Raw genomic sequence first — 17,074 nt, forward strand, 5'->3', positions numbered from 1 at the left:
TCTTTTCGAATGGAGGAATCGACATGTCTGTACTTGAGAACTGGGACCATTGGAAAAACTTTTTAGGTGATCGCTTAAATCATGCGCAGGATAAAGGTTTAGAAGATGAGACTATCAATAACCTTGCGTATGAAATTGGCGGATATCTAGCTAACGAAGTTGAGGCAAAGAACGAGCAGGAAAGAGTACTTGCTGACCTTTGGAGCGTTGCATCAGAAGATGAGCAGCGTGCCATTGCAAATATGATGGTCAAGCTAGTTGAAAATAATAGCTCGCACTAAACAAAAAGAGAGGTCGTTTGTGCCTCTCTTTTTATTTTAACCGTTTCACAACATTGTGCTTTCTAAAAATGTGAAAATGCTTTATGATAAAGGAAGGTAAAAATTTGCCACAATGAAGGGGGTAATATCATTTGGCAAAGCTCGAATGGTATTTTGAATATGAGATACAGGTAAACCGTCCCGGACTTTTAGGAGACATTTCTTCTCTAATGGGGATGCTTTCAATTAATATTGTGACAATTAATGGTGTTGATGTATCAAGACGCGGAATGCTTTTACGCTGTGACCACACAGATCAAATTAAGCGGCTTGAATCAATTTTAAATACAATGGAAACGATAAAAGTAACGAAATTAAGACAGCCGAAGCTTCGTGACCGCTTAGCTGTTCGTCATGGAAGATACATACAGCGTGATGCCGATGACAAAAAGACGTTCCGTTTTGAAAGAGACGAGCTCGGTCTTCTTGTTGATTTTATGGCTGAACTCTTTAAAAAAGAAGGACATAAATTGATTGGGATTCGCGGAATGCCGCGTGTCGGAAAAACAGAATCAATTGTGGCTTCGAGTGTTTGTGCAAGCAAGAGATGGCTGTTTGTATCATCAACTCTTTTGAAACAGACGATCCGAAGTCAGCTGATCGCAGATGAATACAGCCCAGATAACGTCTTTATTATTGATGGGATTGTATCGACAAGAAGAGGTTCTGAGAAGCATTTGCAGCTTTTAAGGGAAATTATGAGACTGCCGGCAACGAAGGTGGTCGAGCATCCAGACATCTTTATTCAAAATTCAGAATATACAATGGATGATTTCGACTATATCATTGAATTGCGTAATAGCGCAGACGAAGAGATTACATATGAACACGCTGAAGAACCACAAGTGTTTGATCATTCTGGTTTTTCCGGCTTCGATTTTTAATATGGTAATGGTAGGTGTTTGTTTTGACTGAATTGGGAAAACGGCTCGTTGAGGCCAGAGAGGAAAAAGGGATGTCGCTGGAGGATCTTCAGACGGTGACCAAGATCCAAAAGCGCTATTTGCTAGCAATCGAACAAGGAAACTATGATATTATTCCAGGTAAATTTTACGTCAGAGCGTTTATTAAACAATATGCCGAAGCCGTTGGACTGAATCCTGAACAATTGTTCGAAGAATTTCGTAAAGATGTTCCAAGCACGTATAACGATGAAGTATCTGATAAATTATCGAATATTAAGCCGCAAAGAGAGCTGCCAAAGCCAGCTTCGAAAGTGCTTGAACTATTGCCGACAATTTTAATTATTGGAGGCATCATTGTGGTCATCGCCATCATTTATGTGATCGTGCAGGCGGTCAATCATGATAGCGGACAGAAGAATAATCAGGCGGCCCCTCAGCAATCAGAATCTAAATATGAAGTATCTGAGGATTCATCTCTTGCAAAAGATCAAAAGAAAAAAGAAAAAGCTTCGTCAGATGATAAAGAAAAATCATCTAAAAAAGATGATTCATCAAAAGACGATGAAACTGTATCTTTAAAGGCGACGAATACAGAAGGCTCGACAACAACGTATGAAGTATCAGGTGCAGACGAAATGGAGTTAAAAATTTCTGCGTCGCAAGCTTCATGGCTGCGTGTAAGAGACGAATCTGGAAAAGTGCTGAAGATGGGTGAACTAAAAGATGGCGAATCGTTTAAAACAGACCTGTCTGATCTTTCTCAGGTCGATATCCGTCTAGGCAATGCGTCTGGAATTGATATCAAGGTAAATGACGAGACACTTAAGTACGAATTAGACCCTAAGGACACCATGACACAAAACATTGTGATTGTGAATAAAGGAAAGGAAAAGTCATCTTAAGCAAGTAGATGACTTTTCTTTTGTTCCTACTATTATATACATAATAAAATTGCATTATTGGAGGATTGGATTTCATGTTTAACTTACCGAATAAAATAACCCTTTCTAGGATCGCCTTGATCCCTGTTTTTATGATTATTATGCTTGCACCGCTAGATTGGGGTGTTGCGCGCTTTGGCGACGTCAGCATCGAAGTGACGCACCTTGTTGGAGCGATCCTGTTTATTGTCGCTTCAACAACTGACTGGATTGATGGATACTACGCACGTAAGCTTAATTTAGTGACGAACTTTGGTAAATTTTTAGATCCGCTTGCAGATAAATTGCTTGTTTCAGCTGCTTTAATTATACTTGTTCAATACAACCTCACACCGGCATGGATGGCGATTGTGATCATCAGCCGTGAATTTGCTGTAACAGGTCTAAGGCTTGTATTAGCCGGAGGCGGTGAAGTAGTGGCAGCGAATATGCTTGGAAAGGTGAAGACATGGGCGCAGATCATTGCGATTTCAGCACTTTTACTGCATAACCTGCCGTTTGAACTTGTGTCATTCCCGTTTGGTGATCTAGCGATGTGGGTAGCGGTGTTCTTCACTGTTGTCTCAGGCTGGGATTACTTTGCAAAAAACTGGGAAGCTTTAAAGAATTCTAACTAAAAAGGACGTGTACGCTTTGAAGTCAGAGAGAAAAGCAGAAATTATTGCAGTCGGTTCCGAACTATTGCTAGGGCAAATTACGAATACGAATGCACAATTCATCAGCAAACAACTAGCTGAAATTGGTGTGAATGTTTATTACCACACAGCAGTTGGTGACAATCCAGAGCGTTTAAAACAGGCCATTCAGGTGGCGCAGGAAAGATCTAATTTTATTATCTTCTCAGGTGGTCTTGGACCAACCAAAGATGACTTAACAAAAGAAACCATTGCGAGTACGCTTGGCAAAGAGCTTGTACTAAATGAAGAAGCATTTGAATCAATTCAAGACTACTTTCTAAAGACCGGACGCGTTATGTCACCGAACAACCGTAAGCAGGCACTCGTTCTAGAAGGGTCTGATGTGCTCGTGAACCGTTTCGGGATGGCCCCGGGTATGTTTGTTCAAGAAGACGATACGTTTTATATGCTTCTTCCTGGACCGCCAAGTGAACTGCACCCGATGTTTGAAAACGAGGCAAAGCCGCTGATTTCTGAGAAGCTTGGCTTAAAGGAAAAGATCGTGTCTGTTGTTCTGCGCTTCTTCGGAATCGGTGAATCGCAGCTTGAAACAGACCTAGAAGATTTAATTGATGCTCAAACCAACCCGACGATTGCACCACTCGCATCTGACGGTGAAGTGACGCTAAGGCTGACTGCTAAGCATGAGGATGAAAAAGAAACAGAGCGTCTGTTAAAAGAAACAGAAGCGCAAATTTTAGCGCGGGTAGGAGAGTACTTCTACGGATATGGGGATACATCACTTGTCCGCGAAGCGTCCAAAGCTTTGCACGAGCACGGGAAAACAGTAGCAGCAGCAGAAAGCCTGACTGGCGGAATGTTCTCCGAATGGCTGACAGATCTCGAAGGAGCATCATCCATTTTGAACGGAAGTGTGGTTTGTTATACAAACCAAGTCAAGCAGCAGGTACTTGGCTGCCGGGAAGAAACATTGTCTTCTCATGGTGCTGTCAGCAAAGAGTGTGCTTTAGAGCTTGCTGAAGGGGTGAGAAAGCTGACCGGAAGTGATATTGGCATTAGCTTTACGGGTGTAGCAGGACCTGATACCCAAGAGGGTCAGCCTGTTGGAAAAGTGTTCATTGGACTATCTACGAAAGACCAGACGGACGTGTTTGAATGGATGTTTACAGGCAGCCGGTCAGGCATTCGAAAGCGCGCTGTGAAATATGGTCTGCATCACTTACTCAACTTATTAAAAGAGAGTTAATTTTGTTTTTTGTTAGGTTTACTCCTTTATAAAAGAGCGTTTTTTCTAATAGAAAACACTCTTTTCTTAAGAAATCTGCCAAGAAAAAAATCGAATATGTGTTCGTTTTTTTCTTGGCAAATGACGTAAAACAAGGTATAGTATAGATAGTGGAATTGATAAAGGAGGAAACAATAGAATGAGTGATCGTCAAGCAGCCTTAGATATGGCTCTTAAACAAATAGAAAAACAGTTTGGTAAAGGCTCTATTATGAAACTAGGAGAGCAAACAGATACACGTATTTCAACAGTACCTAGTGGTTCGTTAGCACTTGATACTGCGCTTGGAATAGGCGGATATCCCCGAGGCCGTATTATCGAAGTATATGGTCCAGAGAGTTCTGGTAAAACGACAGTAGCCCTTCATGCCATTGCTGAAGTTCAGCAGCAGGGAGGACAAGCTGCATTTATTGATGCAGAGCATGCACTCGATCCAGTTTACGCTCAAAAACTAGGTGTCAACATTGATGAACTGTTACTTTCTCAGCCGGATACAGGAGAGCAAGCACTTGAAATTGCAGAAGCTCTTGTCCGCAGCGGGGCAGTTGATATTGTTGTTATTGACTCTGTAGCTGCTCTTGTACCAAAAGCAGAGATTGAAGGAGATATGGGTGATTCACATGTTGGTCTTCAAGCACGTTTGATGTCCCAAGCACTTCGTAAACTATCAGGTGCTATCAATAAATCAAAAACAATTGCCATCTTTATTAACCAAATTCGTGAAAAAGTTGGGGTCATGTTCGGTAACCCTGAAACAACGCCAGGTGGACGTGCGCTGAAGTTCTATTCGTCTGTTCGTTTAGAAGTGCGCCGTGCTGAACAGCTGAAACAAGGCAATGACATTATGGGGAATAAAACGAGAATTAAAGTGGTCAAAAACAAAGTAGCACCGCCATTCCGTATTGCCGAAGTAGACATTATGTACGGTGAAGGGATCTCAAAAGAGGGAGAAATCATCGACCTTGGAAGCGAGCTAGATATCGTACAAAAGAGCGGTGCTTGGTATTCTTACCAAGAGGAACGTCTTGGACAAGGCCGTGAAAATGCGAAACAGTTCCTAAAAGAAAATAAAGATATCATGCTGATGATCCAGGAGCAAATTCGCGAACATTACGGTTTGGATAATAACGGAACAGTGCAGCAGGAATCTGAAGAGGCGCTAGAACAATTAGAATTAGAATAAAAATTAAATCAGTATGAAATGATAAAAAAGGCTGGGTGAAAAAACTCAGCCTTTTTTATTTTGCAAAAAACTTTCGACAACTTTTTCAGTATTTCATCCGTCTAAAGTGTACAAAATGGCATTTATTTTGGGAGGAAAAACTAATGACAAGCCCGACCCGCAGAAGAAATGCAAAACACAGCCGGAAACAACCAAGTCAGAGGGGAAAACTTGTGCTTGTTTTTTTAGCAGCGATGATTTGCTTAACGATGTGGAATGTGCTTCATCGAAATAGTGAAGAGAAGAACCCGTTTCAAAAAACTGCAGTAGCTTTAGAAAACAGCCAGAATAAAGAAGTTAAAAGGAAAACCGCTAAAATATCAGAGAAACAAATCAAAACAGTGGACCGTAATCACAAAATCAGCAGTTATTTAAATGGGATCGGTTTCAGCGGAACAGCCATGATTGTTAGAAATGGAGAAATCGTAACAAATAAAGGTTTTGGTTATGCAGACCGTAAACAAAAAGTTCGAAATAATCCTTTGACATCTTTTTATGTCGGTTCGTCACAAAAAGCGCTGATTGCAACCGCTATTTTGCAGCTTGAGGAAAAGGGGAAACTTCAGACAAGTGATTCGGTAAGCACGTATTTACCTCATTTCCCTAACGGACAAGCGATTACTTTGAAAAATCTGCTGACACATACATCGGGAATAAACGGACATATTGAAGGAAACGCCGTAATTACTCCGGACGAATTAATAAAAGACATAGAACGTCAGGGAATTAATCGTCAGCCGGGTGTATGGGGCTACAAGGATTCAAACTATTCTGTTCTTGCTTATATTGTTGCTGAAGTGAGCGGTGAGTCCTATGAACAATATATAAAGAATCATATTTTTAAACCGGCGGGGATGACGCATGCAGGCTTTTACAAAACATATGAAAAAGAACCTTATCCTGCTGTCGGGTATAAGCTGAAAGGCAGCAAAGCGGTTACACCGTATATGCCCGATCTATCTCAGCTTTACGGTGCTGGAGATATTTATATGAGTGCTATAGATATGTACAAATTTGACCAAGCCCTGATAGACGGCAAACTGTATTCGCAGAAGAGCTATAAAAAAATGTTTACGCCAGGAAGCAGTTCCACATACGGAATGGGATTTTATGTTGCTCCCGGTAGCTATTCAAGCCATGGTGTCGTGCCGGGCTTTAACATTTTGAACAGCTTTAGCAAATCTGGACAAACCATCGTTGTTTTGTTCTCAAATATACAAAATAACACTAAACTGGGCCAAGTGAACAATAAAGTATATCAGCTGCTGAATCAAGAATAATTCTGATCTGCTTTTGCAAACGCTAAGATGGCTAGCTTGACAAGTATTTCCGACACAATTACAATGAGAATGTATCACTTGTTTTTCTTAACATGATTGATAACTAATTTAAACTTGACAAGGGCAGTGAGGATCTCATTCCCTGTGAAGGCCCTGTATGTTGAGACACAAAACAATGTACATGCCGACACTTTATTTGTAAAACCAAGTTCATAGCAAGAGGAGGTGAAAATATGTCGCCTACGATGTTTACGATCATCTCCATTTTGCTGAGCCTAATCTGTTTAGTTGTTGGCTACTTTGTTCGTAAAACCATTGCAGAAGCAAAAATATCCGGCGCAAGAAACATGGCCGAACAAATTGTTGAGGATGCAAAGCGTGATGCGGAAGCATTGAAGAAAGAAGCGCTCTTGGAAGCGAAAGATGAAATTCATTCGTTTCGTGTAGAGGCGGAGCAAGAAGTTCGTGAAAGACGAAATGAGCTTCAAAGACAAGAAAACCGTTTACTTCAAAAAGAGGAAAATCTTGATCGCAAAGACGAATCTTTAGATAAACGGGAGTCCCTGTTGGAGAAGAGAGATCATTCTCTGAATGAACGACAACAACATATTGAAGAGATGGAAAGCAAAGTGGATGATATGATTCGTTTGCAGAAAGCCGAGTTGGAACGTATTTCAAGTCTAACTCGAGATGAAGCGAAACAAATCATTCTGGATCAAGTTGAAAATGAGCTTTCCCACGACATTGCAGTCATGACGAAAGAATCTGAAAACCGAGCGAAAGAAGAGGCTGACAAAAAGGCGAAAAATATTCTTTCACTTGCGTTACAGCGTTGTGCAGCTGATCATGTGGCTGAAACAACGGTATCTGTAGTCAATCTTCCAAATGATGAGATGAAAGGTCGTATTATCGGACGTGAAGGACGAAATATCCGTACGTTAGAAACGTTAACAGGTATTGACTTGATCATAGATGATACACCTGAAGCTGTTATACTATCGGGCTTTGATCCGATTAGACGTGAAACAGCGAGGATAGCTCTGGACAAGCTAGTCCAGGATGGCCGCATTCATCCTGCACGAATTGAAGAAATGGTGGAAAAATCACGCCGTGAAGTCGATGATTATATCCGCGAGATGGGTGAGCAAACGACATTCGAAGTTGGAGTTCACGGTCTGCATCCGGATCTGATCAAAATTCTCGGCCGCTTAAAATTCCGTACAAGTTATGGACAAAATGTCCTGAAGCATTCAATTGAGGTTGCACATCTTGCAGGTCTCATGGCTTCAGAGCTTGGAGAAGATGCAAAGCTTGCAAAACGAGCAGGTCTTCTGCATGACATTGGAAAAGCCATTGATCACGAAGTAGAAGGAAGCCACGTAGAAATTGGCGTTGAGCTTGCGACGAAATATAAAGAGCATCCTGTTGTCATCAACAGTATTGCCTCTCACCACGGTGACCAAGAACCGACATCTATTATCGCTGTTCTTGTTGCGGCAGCTGATGCATTATCTGCAGCACGCCCTGGTGCAAGAAGTGAGACGCTTGAAAATTACATTCGGAGACTTGAGAAATTAGAAGATATCTCTGAATCTTATGAAGGTGTTGAAAAATCGTTTGCGATACAGGCTGGACGTGAAGTACGTATTATGGTGAAGCCAGATTCAATTAATGATCTTGAAGCTCACCGTCTAGCAAGGGATATTCGTAAGCGAATTGAGGACGAGCTCGATTACCCTGGTCACATTAAAGTGACAGTCATTCGAGAAACTCGCGCAGTAGAGTATGCAAAATAGAGCGGTGCGCTTAGCGCCGCTTTATTTTTTTGTGTAAATATGCAACACTGATAAGAAGATCAATTTAAAAGAGAAAGGGTTCAAAAGCGCATGAAAATATTATTTGTTGGAGATATTGTCGGTTCACCTGGCAGAGACACACTGAAAGAATATTTGCCAAAGCTAAAGAAAAAATATCAGCCGCACTTTACCATTGTCAACGGAGAAAATGCTGCTCACGGGAAAGGTCTAACTGAAAAAATCTATCATGAGCTGCTGCAAGCAGGAGCTGATGTGCTCACAATGGGCAACCATACATGGGATAAAAGAGACATTTTCGATTTCATCGATGATGCAGCTAATATGGTCCGCCCTGCTAACTTCCCAGAAGGCACACCAGGAAAAGGTCTCACGTTTATTAAAAAACAAGGAAAAGAATTGGCTGTCATCAACCTGCAAGGACGTACGTTTTTACCGCCAATTGACTGCCCATTTCAAAAAGTAGATGAATTAATTGCGGAAGCATCCAAACGAACACCGTTTATTTTTATTGATTTTCATGCTGAAGCCACAAGTGAAAAGCAGGCGATGGGCTGGTATACAGACGGCCGTGCATCATGTGTCGTTGGCACGCATACACATGTTCAAACAGCAGATAACCGCGTATTGCCAAAAGGAACTGCGTATATTTCAGATGTCGGGATGACAGGACCTTATGACGGCATTTTAGGTGTTGACCGAGAAACGATCATTAAACGATTCAAAACAAGTCTCCCAGTCCGGTTTGAAATTGCAGAAGGCCGCACGACGTTAAGTGCAGTAATCGTAGAAATTGACGAACAGTCGAAAAAAGCTGTCAAAATTGATCGAATTTTGATAAATGATGACCATATTTTCTTTGAATAAATGTTCACATATTTATTTCAGAAAAATATTAATCAGAAAGAAGGAATATGCGCCCTCTATCGTGAATATAGTAAAAATGGTAGGTAGCCTGCTATTTTTGAAAAACATTTTGGGGATGGATTTTCAAAAAAATAGCATCATCTAACAAAGATTGTTCTAATGAACACTCACTTATCCATTGTAAATTTAAGGGGGAGCAGAAATGGAAATTTTAAAAGTTTCAGCAAAGTCAAATCCGAATTCAGTAGCAGGAGCATTAGCCGGCGTTTTACGTGAACGCGGTGCAGCGGAAATACAAGCAATCGGCGCTGGAGCACTGAATCAGGCGGTTAAGGCTGTTGCCATTGCAAGGGGATTTGTCGCGCCAAGCGGAGTGGATTTGATATGCATTCCAGCCTTTACTGATATTCTGATCGATGGAGAAGAAAGAACAGCCATCAAATTGATTGTTGAACCACGATAATTCTAATTTTATTATTTTCAACCTGCTTACATCATGTAAGCAGGTTGTTTTTGTTTACCGCTATACATTTCTTATATAACATATTCAGTTCGTGAAATAGATAAAAATGACATATTAGAGCTTGCATTTTTTCACCGTGATGATAAATTAAGATTAAGTTGAATTTACTTCATCAAAAATAAATATTTAAGTAGGTGAAATAATGTTTGAAGCTTTTTTGAAAAGAGGAAAGCTTGTTTTTATTTTATTTTTTATCGTTCTCATTGCTGGCGGCTATTTATTCGCACAGCTTCCTAAACGAGAACTGCCAGAATTCGAGGCGAATCTCGTCACGATTTCTACCGTTTTTCCTGGTGCAGATGCAAAACAGGTGGAAAGAGATGTCACCAATAAACTGGAATCAGCCCTATCTGATATCAACGGTGTAGAGAAAACGAGCTCGGTTTCTGCCATTGGTTTCTCAAATATTGTGCTTGAAATTGAGGACCAAGCCGACTTTCAAAAGGTGGCAAGTCAAATTAAGAATGAAACCACAAGTGCTGCGTCGTCTTTTCCTGACGGGGTGAAGGAGCCGGAAGTAAAGGATGAATTTGGCAGCGTGCCGGTTGGCTCTTATATGATTGTGTCAAATGAATCATCAGACTTAGCAAAGAGTCAGCAATCGCTGCGTGCATTGAAGGAAAAAGTAGAGGACATCAAAGGGGTAGACAGTGTCATTATCAAAGGCTTCAATGACAAACAAGCGATTTTAAACTTAGATTCAAACAAGCTGGAGGGTGAAGGGCTCAATGTAACTGATGTCACAAATGCCATCAATCAGGAATTTGACACATCTCCACTAGGCGATATTCGGGCAGGCAAAGAGAAGGTGAAGCTGTCCATCGATACATATGACCGCTTAGATCAAGTTAAAAAAATTGAGCTTTTCTCAAAAACGAAAAGAGAGCCGGTCACAATTAGTCAGCTTGGCAGTTTAAAAGAAGTAGAAAAACAGAAAAGTGATATTGTGTCGTATAACGGAAAGCCCGCTTATTCATTTACTGTGAATATTAAACAAGGGCTTGATATTCCTAAAATGTATGACAAAGTCAGTGATGTCCTTGAGAAAGAAAAGCAGCTGCCAAATGGGGTGGAGTGGGTAGACTACTATTCACAAAAAAGTGAAGTGGATACCATTTTCAATGATTTAATAAAAGAAGCCATTGTTGCGGTCATTGCTGTCATAATTGTTACCACACTTGGACTCACGATTGGCGGGGCGTTTATCGTTTCACTCGCCATTCCGCTATCCATTACAATTGGAACGATTCCGCTGCCATTTTTACAAGTGGACCTCAATCAAATTTCGATCATCGGCTTTATCATTGCTTTAGGGATACTTGTCGATGATGCCATTGTCGTCAATGATAATATTTTAAGACAAATGAAAAAATACGAAAGTCCGCTTAAAGGAACAATTGCAGGGGTGAAAGAAGTCGCAGGGTCCATTTTGACATCAACACTGGCTGTTGTGTTTGCCTTCCTGCCGCTTGTATTCCTATCAGGTGCAAACGGTTCATTTATTCGGGCATTACCGTCTGTTCTAGTGACGACTGTGCTTGCGTCCATGGTGATTTCGCTGACACTTGTACCGGTCTATCAATATACTGTGAACCGGAAAAGAAAGAACAAAAACAGTCAAAAAGAGCCGGGATTCCTAGGGAAACCATTAAAAAGGCTGGCTGATTTCTATGCAGACCGTGTGCTGACAAACATTGTGAAGCGGCCGCTCGTTATTGGACTAAGTGGTTTGCTCGTTGCAACGCTTGCTTTTTTACTTATTTTCGTCACACCATTTGAATTTTTCCCTGCGGCGAATAAGAAAGAAGTGGTCGTCACTGTCACGCTTCCAAGTGAAACAACATTAGACAAAACAAATGAAACACTAAAGAAAATAGAACAAGAGATCAAACAGCAAAAAGGCATTGAAGAAACGGCGATTTTTGCAGGCGGCGGTGTGCCGAACCTGTTTAATGAAAGTATTTCAAATGCAAGTGACCACACGGGTCAGGTTGTCGTGAGAGTAGACAATGATCAGATGACAAGTAAGGCATTAATAGATCGTATGACCGAGCCTTTGCGAGAGACATTCAAAGAGGCTGAAATCTTTATGAAAACCATTGTACAAGGACCGCCAACTGGAGCGCCAGTGACAGTAACGGTTGCGGGTGACTCTTTTTCAAAGCTCATTGATGTCAAAGAAACACTGACAAATGAAATGAAGGACAAAGGGGCAAGCTTGATTACGGACGATGTCAATCAGCCGGTGAAAACGATCTCCTTTGAATTAAACCGCGAGCGGATGGCAGAGGATGGGCTCAGTGCTCAATTTGTCAGCAGACAGCTTGGTCTTGTGACAGAAGGGATGCCATTAGGTACCTTTCAACAAGGAACAAATGATATCGATTTAGTAGTGAAACAGGACATAGGCACACATCAAAATGGTTTAAAGCTAAAAGAAATGAAAGTGCCTGTGAAGACAAATGAGGGCGGTATGCCTCAACTTGAGCCGCTTAGCCGATATGTAAAAGAAAAAGAAACAGAGCAGTACGAAAGCATTCCACATGAAAATGGAGTTCCAACCATTACGCTGAAGGCGTATCCCGGCGCATCAGATTCGTTTAAAGACGATATGAAAGAAGTCGTCAATCAAGTGGGGAAAAGCGCTGCAGCGAAGGATTTGACCATCTCACAGGGTGGAGAAAATGAAAATCAGACCCAGTTCTTTATTGAAATTAGTCTCTTATTTGCAGTAGTCTTGCTGCTCATTTACGTGACCATCGCATTCCAGTTCAATTCATTGATGCTTCCGCTGTTAGTTCTAGGAACGGTTTACTTAGCCGTATCAGGAGCCATTATCGGGCTGTTTGTCACACAAACACCATTCAGCTTTATGGCAACAATGGGGATTGTCTCATTGGCTGGTATTGTCGTCCGAAATGCGGTCGTCCTATTTGAATTTATTGAACAGCGGCGCAAGCAAGGATTTGATCAACAGACAGCTGTCATTGAAGCAGGAAGAGCAAGGATTAGACCGATTCTCTTAACAGCATTTACGGCACTTGTTGCACTAATGCCTGTTGCATTAAGTCATGATCCACTCTTTAAGCCGCTGGCCATCTGTATTGTATCGGGTGTCTTTTTCTCAACAATACTGACCTTATTCATTGTGCCAGCACTATATGTTGCCGTTTCAAAGAAACGCTGATGATGAAAGCAAATCTCCGATCGAAAGGAGATTTGCTTTTTTTTTAGAAAAATATCCAAAAAAATATGTGGGGTGTTCATTTGTCTTTTTCTAGTAGACAGTGGTATTTACGGCTAAAATAAGTCGTGTTAAAATCTGATTGGGAGAAGTTTTTTAACAAAGGGGTTGTACGTCATGTGTGGAACGATGAAAGCAATTGTTAAAAAAGAAAGCGCTTACGGAGCGGTGATGATGGAGATGCCGATTCCAGAAATCAAAGATCATGAAGTTTTAATCCAAGTGAAAGCCACTTCGATATGCGGAACAGACGTGCATATTTATAATTGGGATGACTGGGCTAAGGGAAGAGTCAAAGCGCCTTACATTTTTGGACATGAATTTACAGGGGAAGTTGTTAAAGTGGGGAAGCAGGTCTCACGAGCAAAGGTAGGAGATTTTGTATCAGCTGAGACGCATGTTGTATGTAATCAATGTTATATGTGCTTAACAGGGCAGCAGCATTTGTGCAGTGAAACGAAAATTTTAGGGGTAGACATTGATGGCTGTTTTGCTGAATATGTCAAAGTGCCTGAACAAAATGTGTGGCACAATCCAGCTCAAATGCCGGTTGAGCTTGCCTCTATACAAGAGCCGCTAGGAAATGCTGTTCATACTGTACTGCACACACCTGTTTCAGGTAAGTCAGTGGCGATTTTTGGCTGCGGACCAATCGGTTTAATGGCAATCGCTGTTGCAAAAGCCTCCGGGGCTGTTCAAGTGTTCGCTGTTGATAAAAATGAATACAGGCTCGATCTTGCCCGAAAAATGGGTGCAGATCATATCGTGGATATTGGAAAAGATGATCCAGTCGCGATAATTAAGCAGCTCACGCGGATGGAAGGGGCAGATGTGATGTGTGAGATGTCAGGTCATCCAGCTGCCATTAATCAAGCACTCGAAGCTTGTGCAAATGGAGGGAAAGTCAATATACTAAGCTTGCCAGAACGGCCAGTAACAATTGATATTACGAATCAAATTGTTTTTAGGGGATTAACCGTGCAAGGGATCACGGGGAGAAAAATGTTTGAGACGTGGCGTCAAGTATCTGAGCTATTAAGAACGAATACCATTGATGTAAAGCCAGTTGTCACTCATACACTGCCATTTGAAGAGTTCGAAAAGGGATTTGAACTTATGCAAAGCGGTACGTGCGGGAAAGTCGTACTGATGATGCCATCATATCAAAGGGGGAAGAAATGATGAAAGAATTCACGTATTTACAAGATGAATTGGAAACAATGAAGCAGCAAGGCACCCACCAAACTTTGAAAGAGATCGACTCAAAACAATCATCCACTGTGACATTAAATGAACAATCTGTCATACAACTCTCCTCAAATAACTACTTAGGGCTCACCTCACACCCAAGGCTGATGAAAGCAGCAAAAGAGGCAATCGATGAATTCGGTGCGGGTACAGGATCTGTACGTACCATCGCCGGCACAATGACGATGCATGAACGTCTTGAAAAAAAGCTTGCTGCATTTAAAAAGACAGAAGCAGCACTTGTATTCCAATCAGGCTTTACGACCAATCAAGGGGTCTTATCCAGTATCTTGACAAAAGATGATATTGTCATTTCAGATGAACTGAATCATGCCTCAATTATTGATGGCATCCGATTAACAAAAGCAGATAAAAAGGTATACGGTCATTCCAATATGGAAGAGCTGGAGAAGATTTTGAAAAAATCAATGAATTACCGCGTCCGCCTCATCGTTACAGACGGTGTATTCTCGATGGATGGAGATATCGCGCCACTTCCTGAGATCGTCAGGCTCGCAGAGGCATATGATGCATTTGTGATGGTAGACGATGCGCATGCCTCGGGCGTGCTTGGAGAGAATGGCCGCGGGACGGTCAACCATTTTAAACTCGACGGCAGAGTGCACATTCAGGTCGGGACACTTAGTAAGGCTGTCGGAGTGCTCGGCGGCTATGTGGCTGGTTCAGCGGTTTTAATTGATTATTTAAAGCATAAAGCAAGACCGTTTTTATTCAGCACCTCTCATCCGCCAGCTGTAACTAGAGCGTGTGAAGAAGCGATTGAAGTGCTGTTAGATGAACCGGAGCGAATCGATACACTTTGGGAGAACGCCGCTTATTTTAAAGAAAAGGTCATCAGCCTAGGATTTCAAGTCGCCCCAACAGAGACACCGATTATCCCAATCATGATTGGAGACGAAGCACTTACTTTTCGATTCTCAAAGGCTTTAATAGAACGAGGCGTGTTTGCCCAAGGCATCGCTTTCCCAACTGTAGCAAAAGGCAAGGCAAGAATTAGAGCCATCATCACAGCCGAGCACACAAAAGAAGAACTAGACCGGGCACTGACAATCATTGAAGAAGAAGCAAAAAAACTAAACATACTTGATTGAGAGAGCGCAGGCTCTCTTTTTCTTTTTGTGAAAAATGGTTATGACTAATAGCAATTTTCATAGAAGAACCGTATATGATTTATTTTCAATTCATCACAAAATAGTCTATACTGTAGGGTGGAACTTGGTTTGAAAGGAGTACAAATTCATGAATGAAGAGCAGAGAAAAGCGAGCGGACAAGTAAGTTCATCGGACAAAAAATCCGAGAAGGACTACAGCAAATATTTTGAAGCTGTGTACATTCCGCCTTCCTTAAAAGATGCAAAAAAACGGGGTAAAGAAGAAGTCGAATACAATCAATTTCAAATTGACGAGCAGTTTCAAGGGTTAGGGAACGGCCGCAAGTTTTATATTCGCACATATGGCTGTCAAATGAATGAGCATGACACAGAAGTGATGGCTGGTATTTTTATGGCGCTTGGCTATGAACCAACAAACTCAACGGAAGATGCAAATGTCATCTTATTAAACACTTGTGCTATTCGTGAAAATGCAGAAAACAAAGTGTTTGGAGAGCTTGGTCATTTAAAAGCATTAAAACGCGAAAAGCCAGATTTAATTTTAGGTGTATGCGGATGTATGTCACAAGAAGAATCTGTCGTGAGCCGTATTTTGAAGAAACACCCATTTGTTGACTTGATTTTCGGCACGCACAACATTCACCGCCTGCCAGAGCTGTTATCTGAATGCTACCTTTCAAAAGAAATGGTCATTGAGGTTTGGTCAAAAGAAGGCGATGTGATTGAGAACCTTCCGAGAGCCCGTCAAGGTAAAATCAAGGGCTGGGTGAATATTATGTACGGCTGTGATAAATTCTGTACATACTGTATCGTGCCTTATACGCGCGGCAAGGAAAGAAGCCGCCGCCCAGACGAAATTATTCAAGAGGTCAGACGTTTAGCAGCAGAAGGATATAAGGAAATTACCCTTCTTGGTCAAAACGTGAATGCATATGGAAAAGATTTTGAAGATATGGAATATGGTCTTGGCCACCTGATGGATGAGCTGCGAAAAATTGATATTCCACGTATCCGTTTTACAACAAGTCACCCGCGTGATTTTGATGATCACTTAATTGAAGTGCTAGCCAAGGGCGGAAATCTTCTTGATCATATTCATCTGCCAGTACAATCCGGAAGTTCTTCTGTGCTGAAGCTTATGGCGAGAAAATATGACCGTGAGCGCTACCTTGATCTTGTGCGCAAAATCAAAGAAGCTATGCCGAATGCTTCATTAACAACGGACATTATTGTTGGGTTCCCAAATGAAACAGATGAGCAGTTTGAAGAAACACTTTCCCTCTATCGCGAGGTTGAGTTTGATGCCGCTTATACGTTCATTTATTCTCCAAGAGAAGGAACGCCGGCAGCGAAAATGAAAGACAACGTGCCAATGCGTGTGAAAAAAGAACGTCTGCAGCGCTTAAATGCACTTGTGAATGAAATTTCTGCGAAAAAAATGAAGGAATATGAAGGGCAGATTGTCGAAGTATTAGTAGAGGGTGAAAGTAAAAATAACCCTGAGATCCTAGCCGGATATACAAGTAAAAGCAAGCTTGTGAATTTTAAAGCACCAAAAGAAGCGATTGGCAACATCGTCAAAGTGAAAATCACACAAGCCAAAACTTGGTCTCTTGACGGAGAAATGGTTGGAGAAGCTATCGAGGTGAATTAA

At 41.5% G+C, this 17,074-nt stretch carries 14 protein-coding genes; all 14 read left to right on the top strand.

Going from position 1 to position 17,074, the window contains the following annotated elements; translation table 11 throughout:
- Window positions 1–23: 23 nt before the first annotated feature.
- The 14 genes from NSU11_RS08335 to miaB all read left to right on the top strand — a co-directional run bounded on the left by NSU11_RS08335 (window position 24) and on the right by miaB (window position 17,074).
- Window positions 24–281: a DUF3243 domain-containing protein gene (locus NSU11_RS08335; protein WP_024424114.1), complete on the top strand. Its 258-nt coding sequence runs from the start codon at window positions 24–26 to the stop codon at window positions 279–281.
- A 131-nt stretch (window positions 282–412) separates the two neighbouring features.
- Window positions 413–1,204 carry a DUF3388 domain-containing protein gene (locus tag NSU11_RS08340; RefSeq protein WP_003211480.1) on the top strand — a complete coding sequence of 264 codons (792 nt, stop codon included), beginning with the start codon at window positions 413–415 and terminating at the stop codon, window positions 1,202–1,204.
- 23 nt (window positions 1,205–1,227) lie between these two features.
- On the top strand, window positions 1,228–2,127 hold the full coding sequence (locus tag NSU11_RS08345) for a helix-turn-helix domain-containing protein (RefSeq protein WP_263905193.1): 900 nt from the start codon (window positions 1,228–1,230) through the stop codon (window positions 2,125–2,127).
- A 74-nt stretch (window positions 2,128–2,201) separates the two neighbouring features.
- On the top strand, window positions 2,202–2,783 hold the full coding sequence (pgsA, locus tag NSU11_RS08350; RefSeq protein ID WP_008358030.1) for a CDP-diacylglycerol--glycerol-3-phosphate 3-phosphatidyltransferase: 582 nt from the start codon (window positions 2,202–2,204) through the stop codon (window positions 2,781–2,783).
- A gap of 16 nt (window positions 2,784–2,799) precedes the next feature.
- The gene (locus NSU11_RS08355) at window positions 2,800–4,050 is read left to right on the top strand and encodes a competence/damage-inducible protein A (protein WP_024424112.1); all 1,251 of its coding nucleotides are present in this window, start codon (window positions 2,800–2,802) and stop codon (window positions 4,048–4,050) included.
- Between the two features lie 178 nt (window positions 4,051–4,228).
- Window positions 4,229–5,272 (top strand): recombinase RecA, encoded by a 1,044-nt coding sequence (recA, locus tag NSU11_RS08360; RefSeq protein WP_024424111.1) that lies wholly within the window; start codon window positions 4,229–4,231, stop codon window positions 5,270–5,272.
- Between the two features lie 143 nt (window positions 5,273–5,415).
- Window positions 5,416–6,591 (top strand): serine hydrolase domain-containing protein, encoded by a 1,176-nt coding sequence (locus NSU11_RS08365; protein WP_024424110.1) that lies wholly within the window; start codon window positions 5,416–5,418, stop codon window positions 6,589–6,591.
- Between the two features lie 233 nt (window positions 6,592–6,824).
- Window positions 6,825–8,387 (top strand): ribonuclease Y, encoded by a 1,563-nt coding sequence (gene rny / locus NSU11_RS08370; RefSeq protein ID WP_003211958.1) that lies wholly within the window; start codon window positions 6,825–6,827, stop codon window positions 8,385–8,387.
- Between the two features lie 90 nt (window positions 8,388–8,477).
- Window positions 8,478–9,272 (top strand): TIGR00282 family metallophosphoesterase, encoded by a 795-nt coding sequence (locus NSU11_RS08375; RefSeq protein ID WP_125586747.1) that lies wholly within the window; start codon window positions 8,478–8,480, stop codon window positions 9,270–9,272.
- A gap of 202 nt (window positions 9,273–9,474) precedes the next feature.
- Entirely contained in the window at window positions 9,475–9,735 is a 261-nt protein-coding gene (gene spoVS / locus NSU11_RS08380) for a stage V sporulation protein SpoVS (RefSeq protein WP_003211281.1), read from the top strand.
- A 202-nt stretch (window positions 9,736–9,937) separates the two neighbouring features.
- Window positions 9,938–12,982, top strand: coding sequence for an efflux RND transporter permease subunit (locus NSU11_RS08385; protein WP_197172849.1), 3,045 nt, complete (start codon window positions 9,938–9,940; stop codon window positions 12,980–12,982).
- Window positions 12,983–13,156: 174 nt separating this feature from the next.
- Complete coding sequence (gene tdh, locus NSU11_RS08390; protein WP_034623570.1) at window positions 13,157–14,221, top strand: L-threonine 3-dehydrogenase; 1,065 nt, start codon at window positions 13,157–13,159, stop codon at window positions 14,219–14,221.
- Window positions 14,218–15,399, top strand: coding sequence for a glycine C-acetyltransferase (locus NSU11_RS08395; protein ID WP_103132405.1), 1,182 nt, complete (start codon window positions 14,218–14,220; stop codon window positions 15,397–15,399). The genes tdh and NSU11_RS08395 overlap by 4 nt, the downstream gene beginning before the upstream one ends.
- Before the next feature lie 148 nt (window positions 15,400–15,547).
- Window positions 15,548–17,074, top strand: coding sequence for a tRNA (N6-isopentenyl adenosine(37)-C2)-methylthiotransferase MiaB (gene miaB, locus NSU11_RS08400; protein ID WP_034281907.1), 1,527 nt, complete (start codon window positions 15,548–15,550; stop codon window positions 17,072–17,074).

The sequence above is a fragment of the Bacillus sp. FSL R5-0712 genome, from assembly GCF_038593285.1.
GTDB lineage: Bacteria > Bacillota > Bacilli > Bacillales > Bacillaceae > Bacillus > Bacillus safensis.

What these genes read in the sequence shown, in the direction of transcription:
- recA (WP_024424111.1), top strand. Translation starts at nt 4,229, where the DNA reads ATGAGTGATCGTCAAGCAGCCTTAGATATGGCTCTTAAACAAATAGAA.
- miaB (WP_034281907.1), top strand. Translation starts at nt 15,548, where the DNA reads ATGAATGAAGAGCAGAGAAAAGCGAGCGGACAAGTAAGTTCATCGGAC.
- spoVS (WP_003211281.1), top strand. Translation starts at nt 9,475, where the DNA reads ATGGAAATTTTAAAAGTTTCAGCAAAGTCAAATCCGAATTCAGTAGCA.
- NSU11_RS08375 (WP_125586747.1), top strand. Translation starts at nt 8,478, where the DNA reads ATGAAAATATTATTTGTTGGAGATATTGTCGGTTCACCTGGCAGAGAC.
- NSU11_RS08395 (WP_103132405.1), top strand. Translation starts at nt 14,218, where the DNA reads ATGATGAAAGAATTCACGTATTTACAAGATGAATTGGAAACAATGAAG.
- rny (WP_003211958.1), top strand. Translation starts at nt 6,825, where the DNA reads ATGTCGCCTACGATGTTTACGATCATCTCCATTTTGCTGAGCCTAATC.
- NSU11_RS08385 (WP_197172849.1), top strand. Translation starts at nt 9,938, where the DNA reads ATGTTTGAAGCTTTTTTGAAAAGAGGAAAGCTTGTTTTTATTTTATTT.
- NSU11_RS08335 (WP_024424114.1), top strand. Translation starts at nt 24, where the DNA reads ATGTCTGTACTTGAGAACTGGGACCATTGGAAAAACTTTTTAGGTGAT.
- pgsA (WP_008358030.1), top strand. Translation starts at nt 2,202, where the DNA reads ATGTTTAACTTACCGAATAAAATAACCCTTTCTAGGATCGCCTTGATC.
- NSU11_RS08365 (WP_024424110.1), top strand. Translation starts at nt 5,416, where the DNA reads ATGACAAGCCCGACCCGCAGAAGAAATGCAAAACACAGCCGGAAACAA.
- tdh (WP_034623570.1), top strand. Translation starts at nt 13,157, where the DNA reads ATGTGTGGAACGATGAAAGCAATTGTTAAAAAAGAAAGCGCTTACGGA.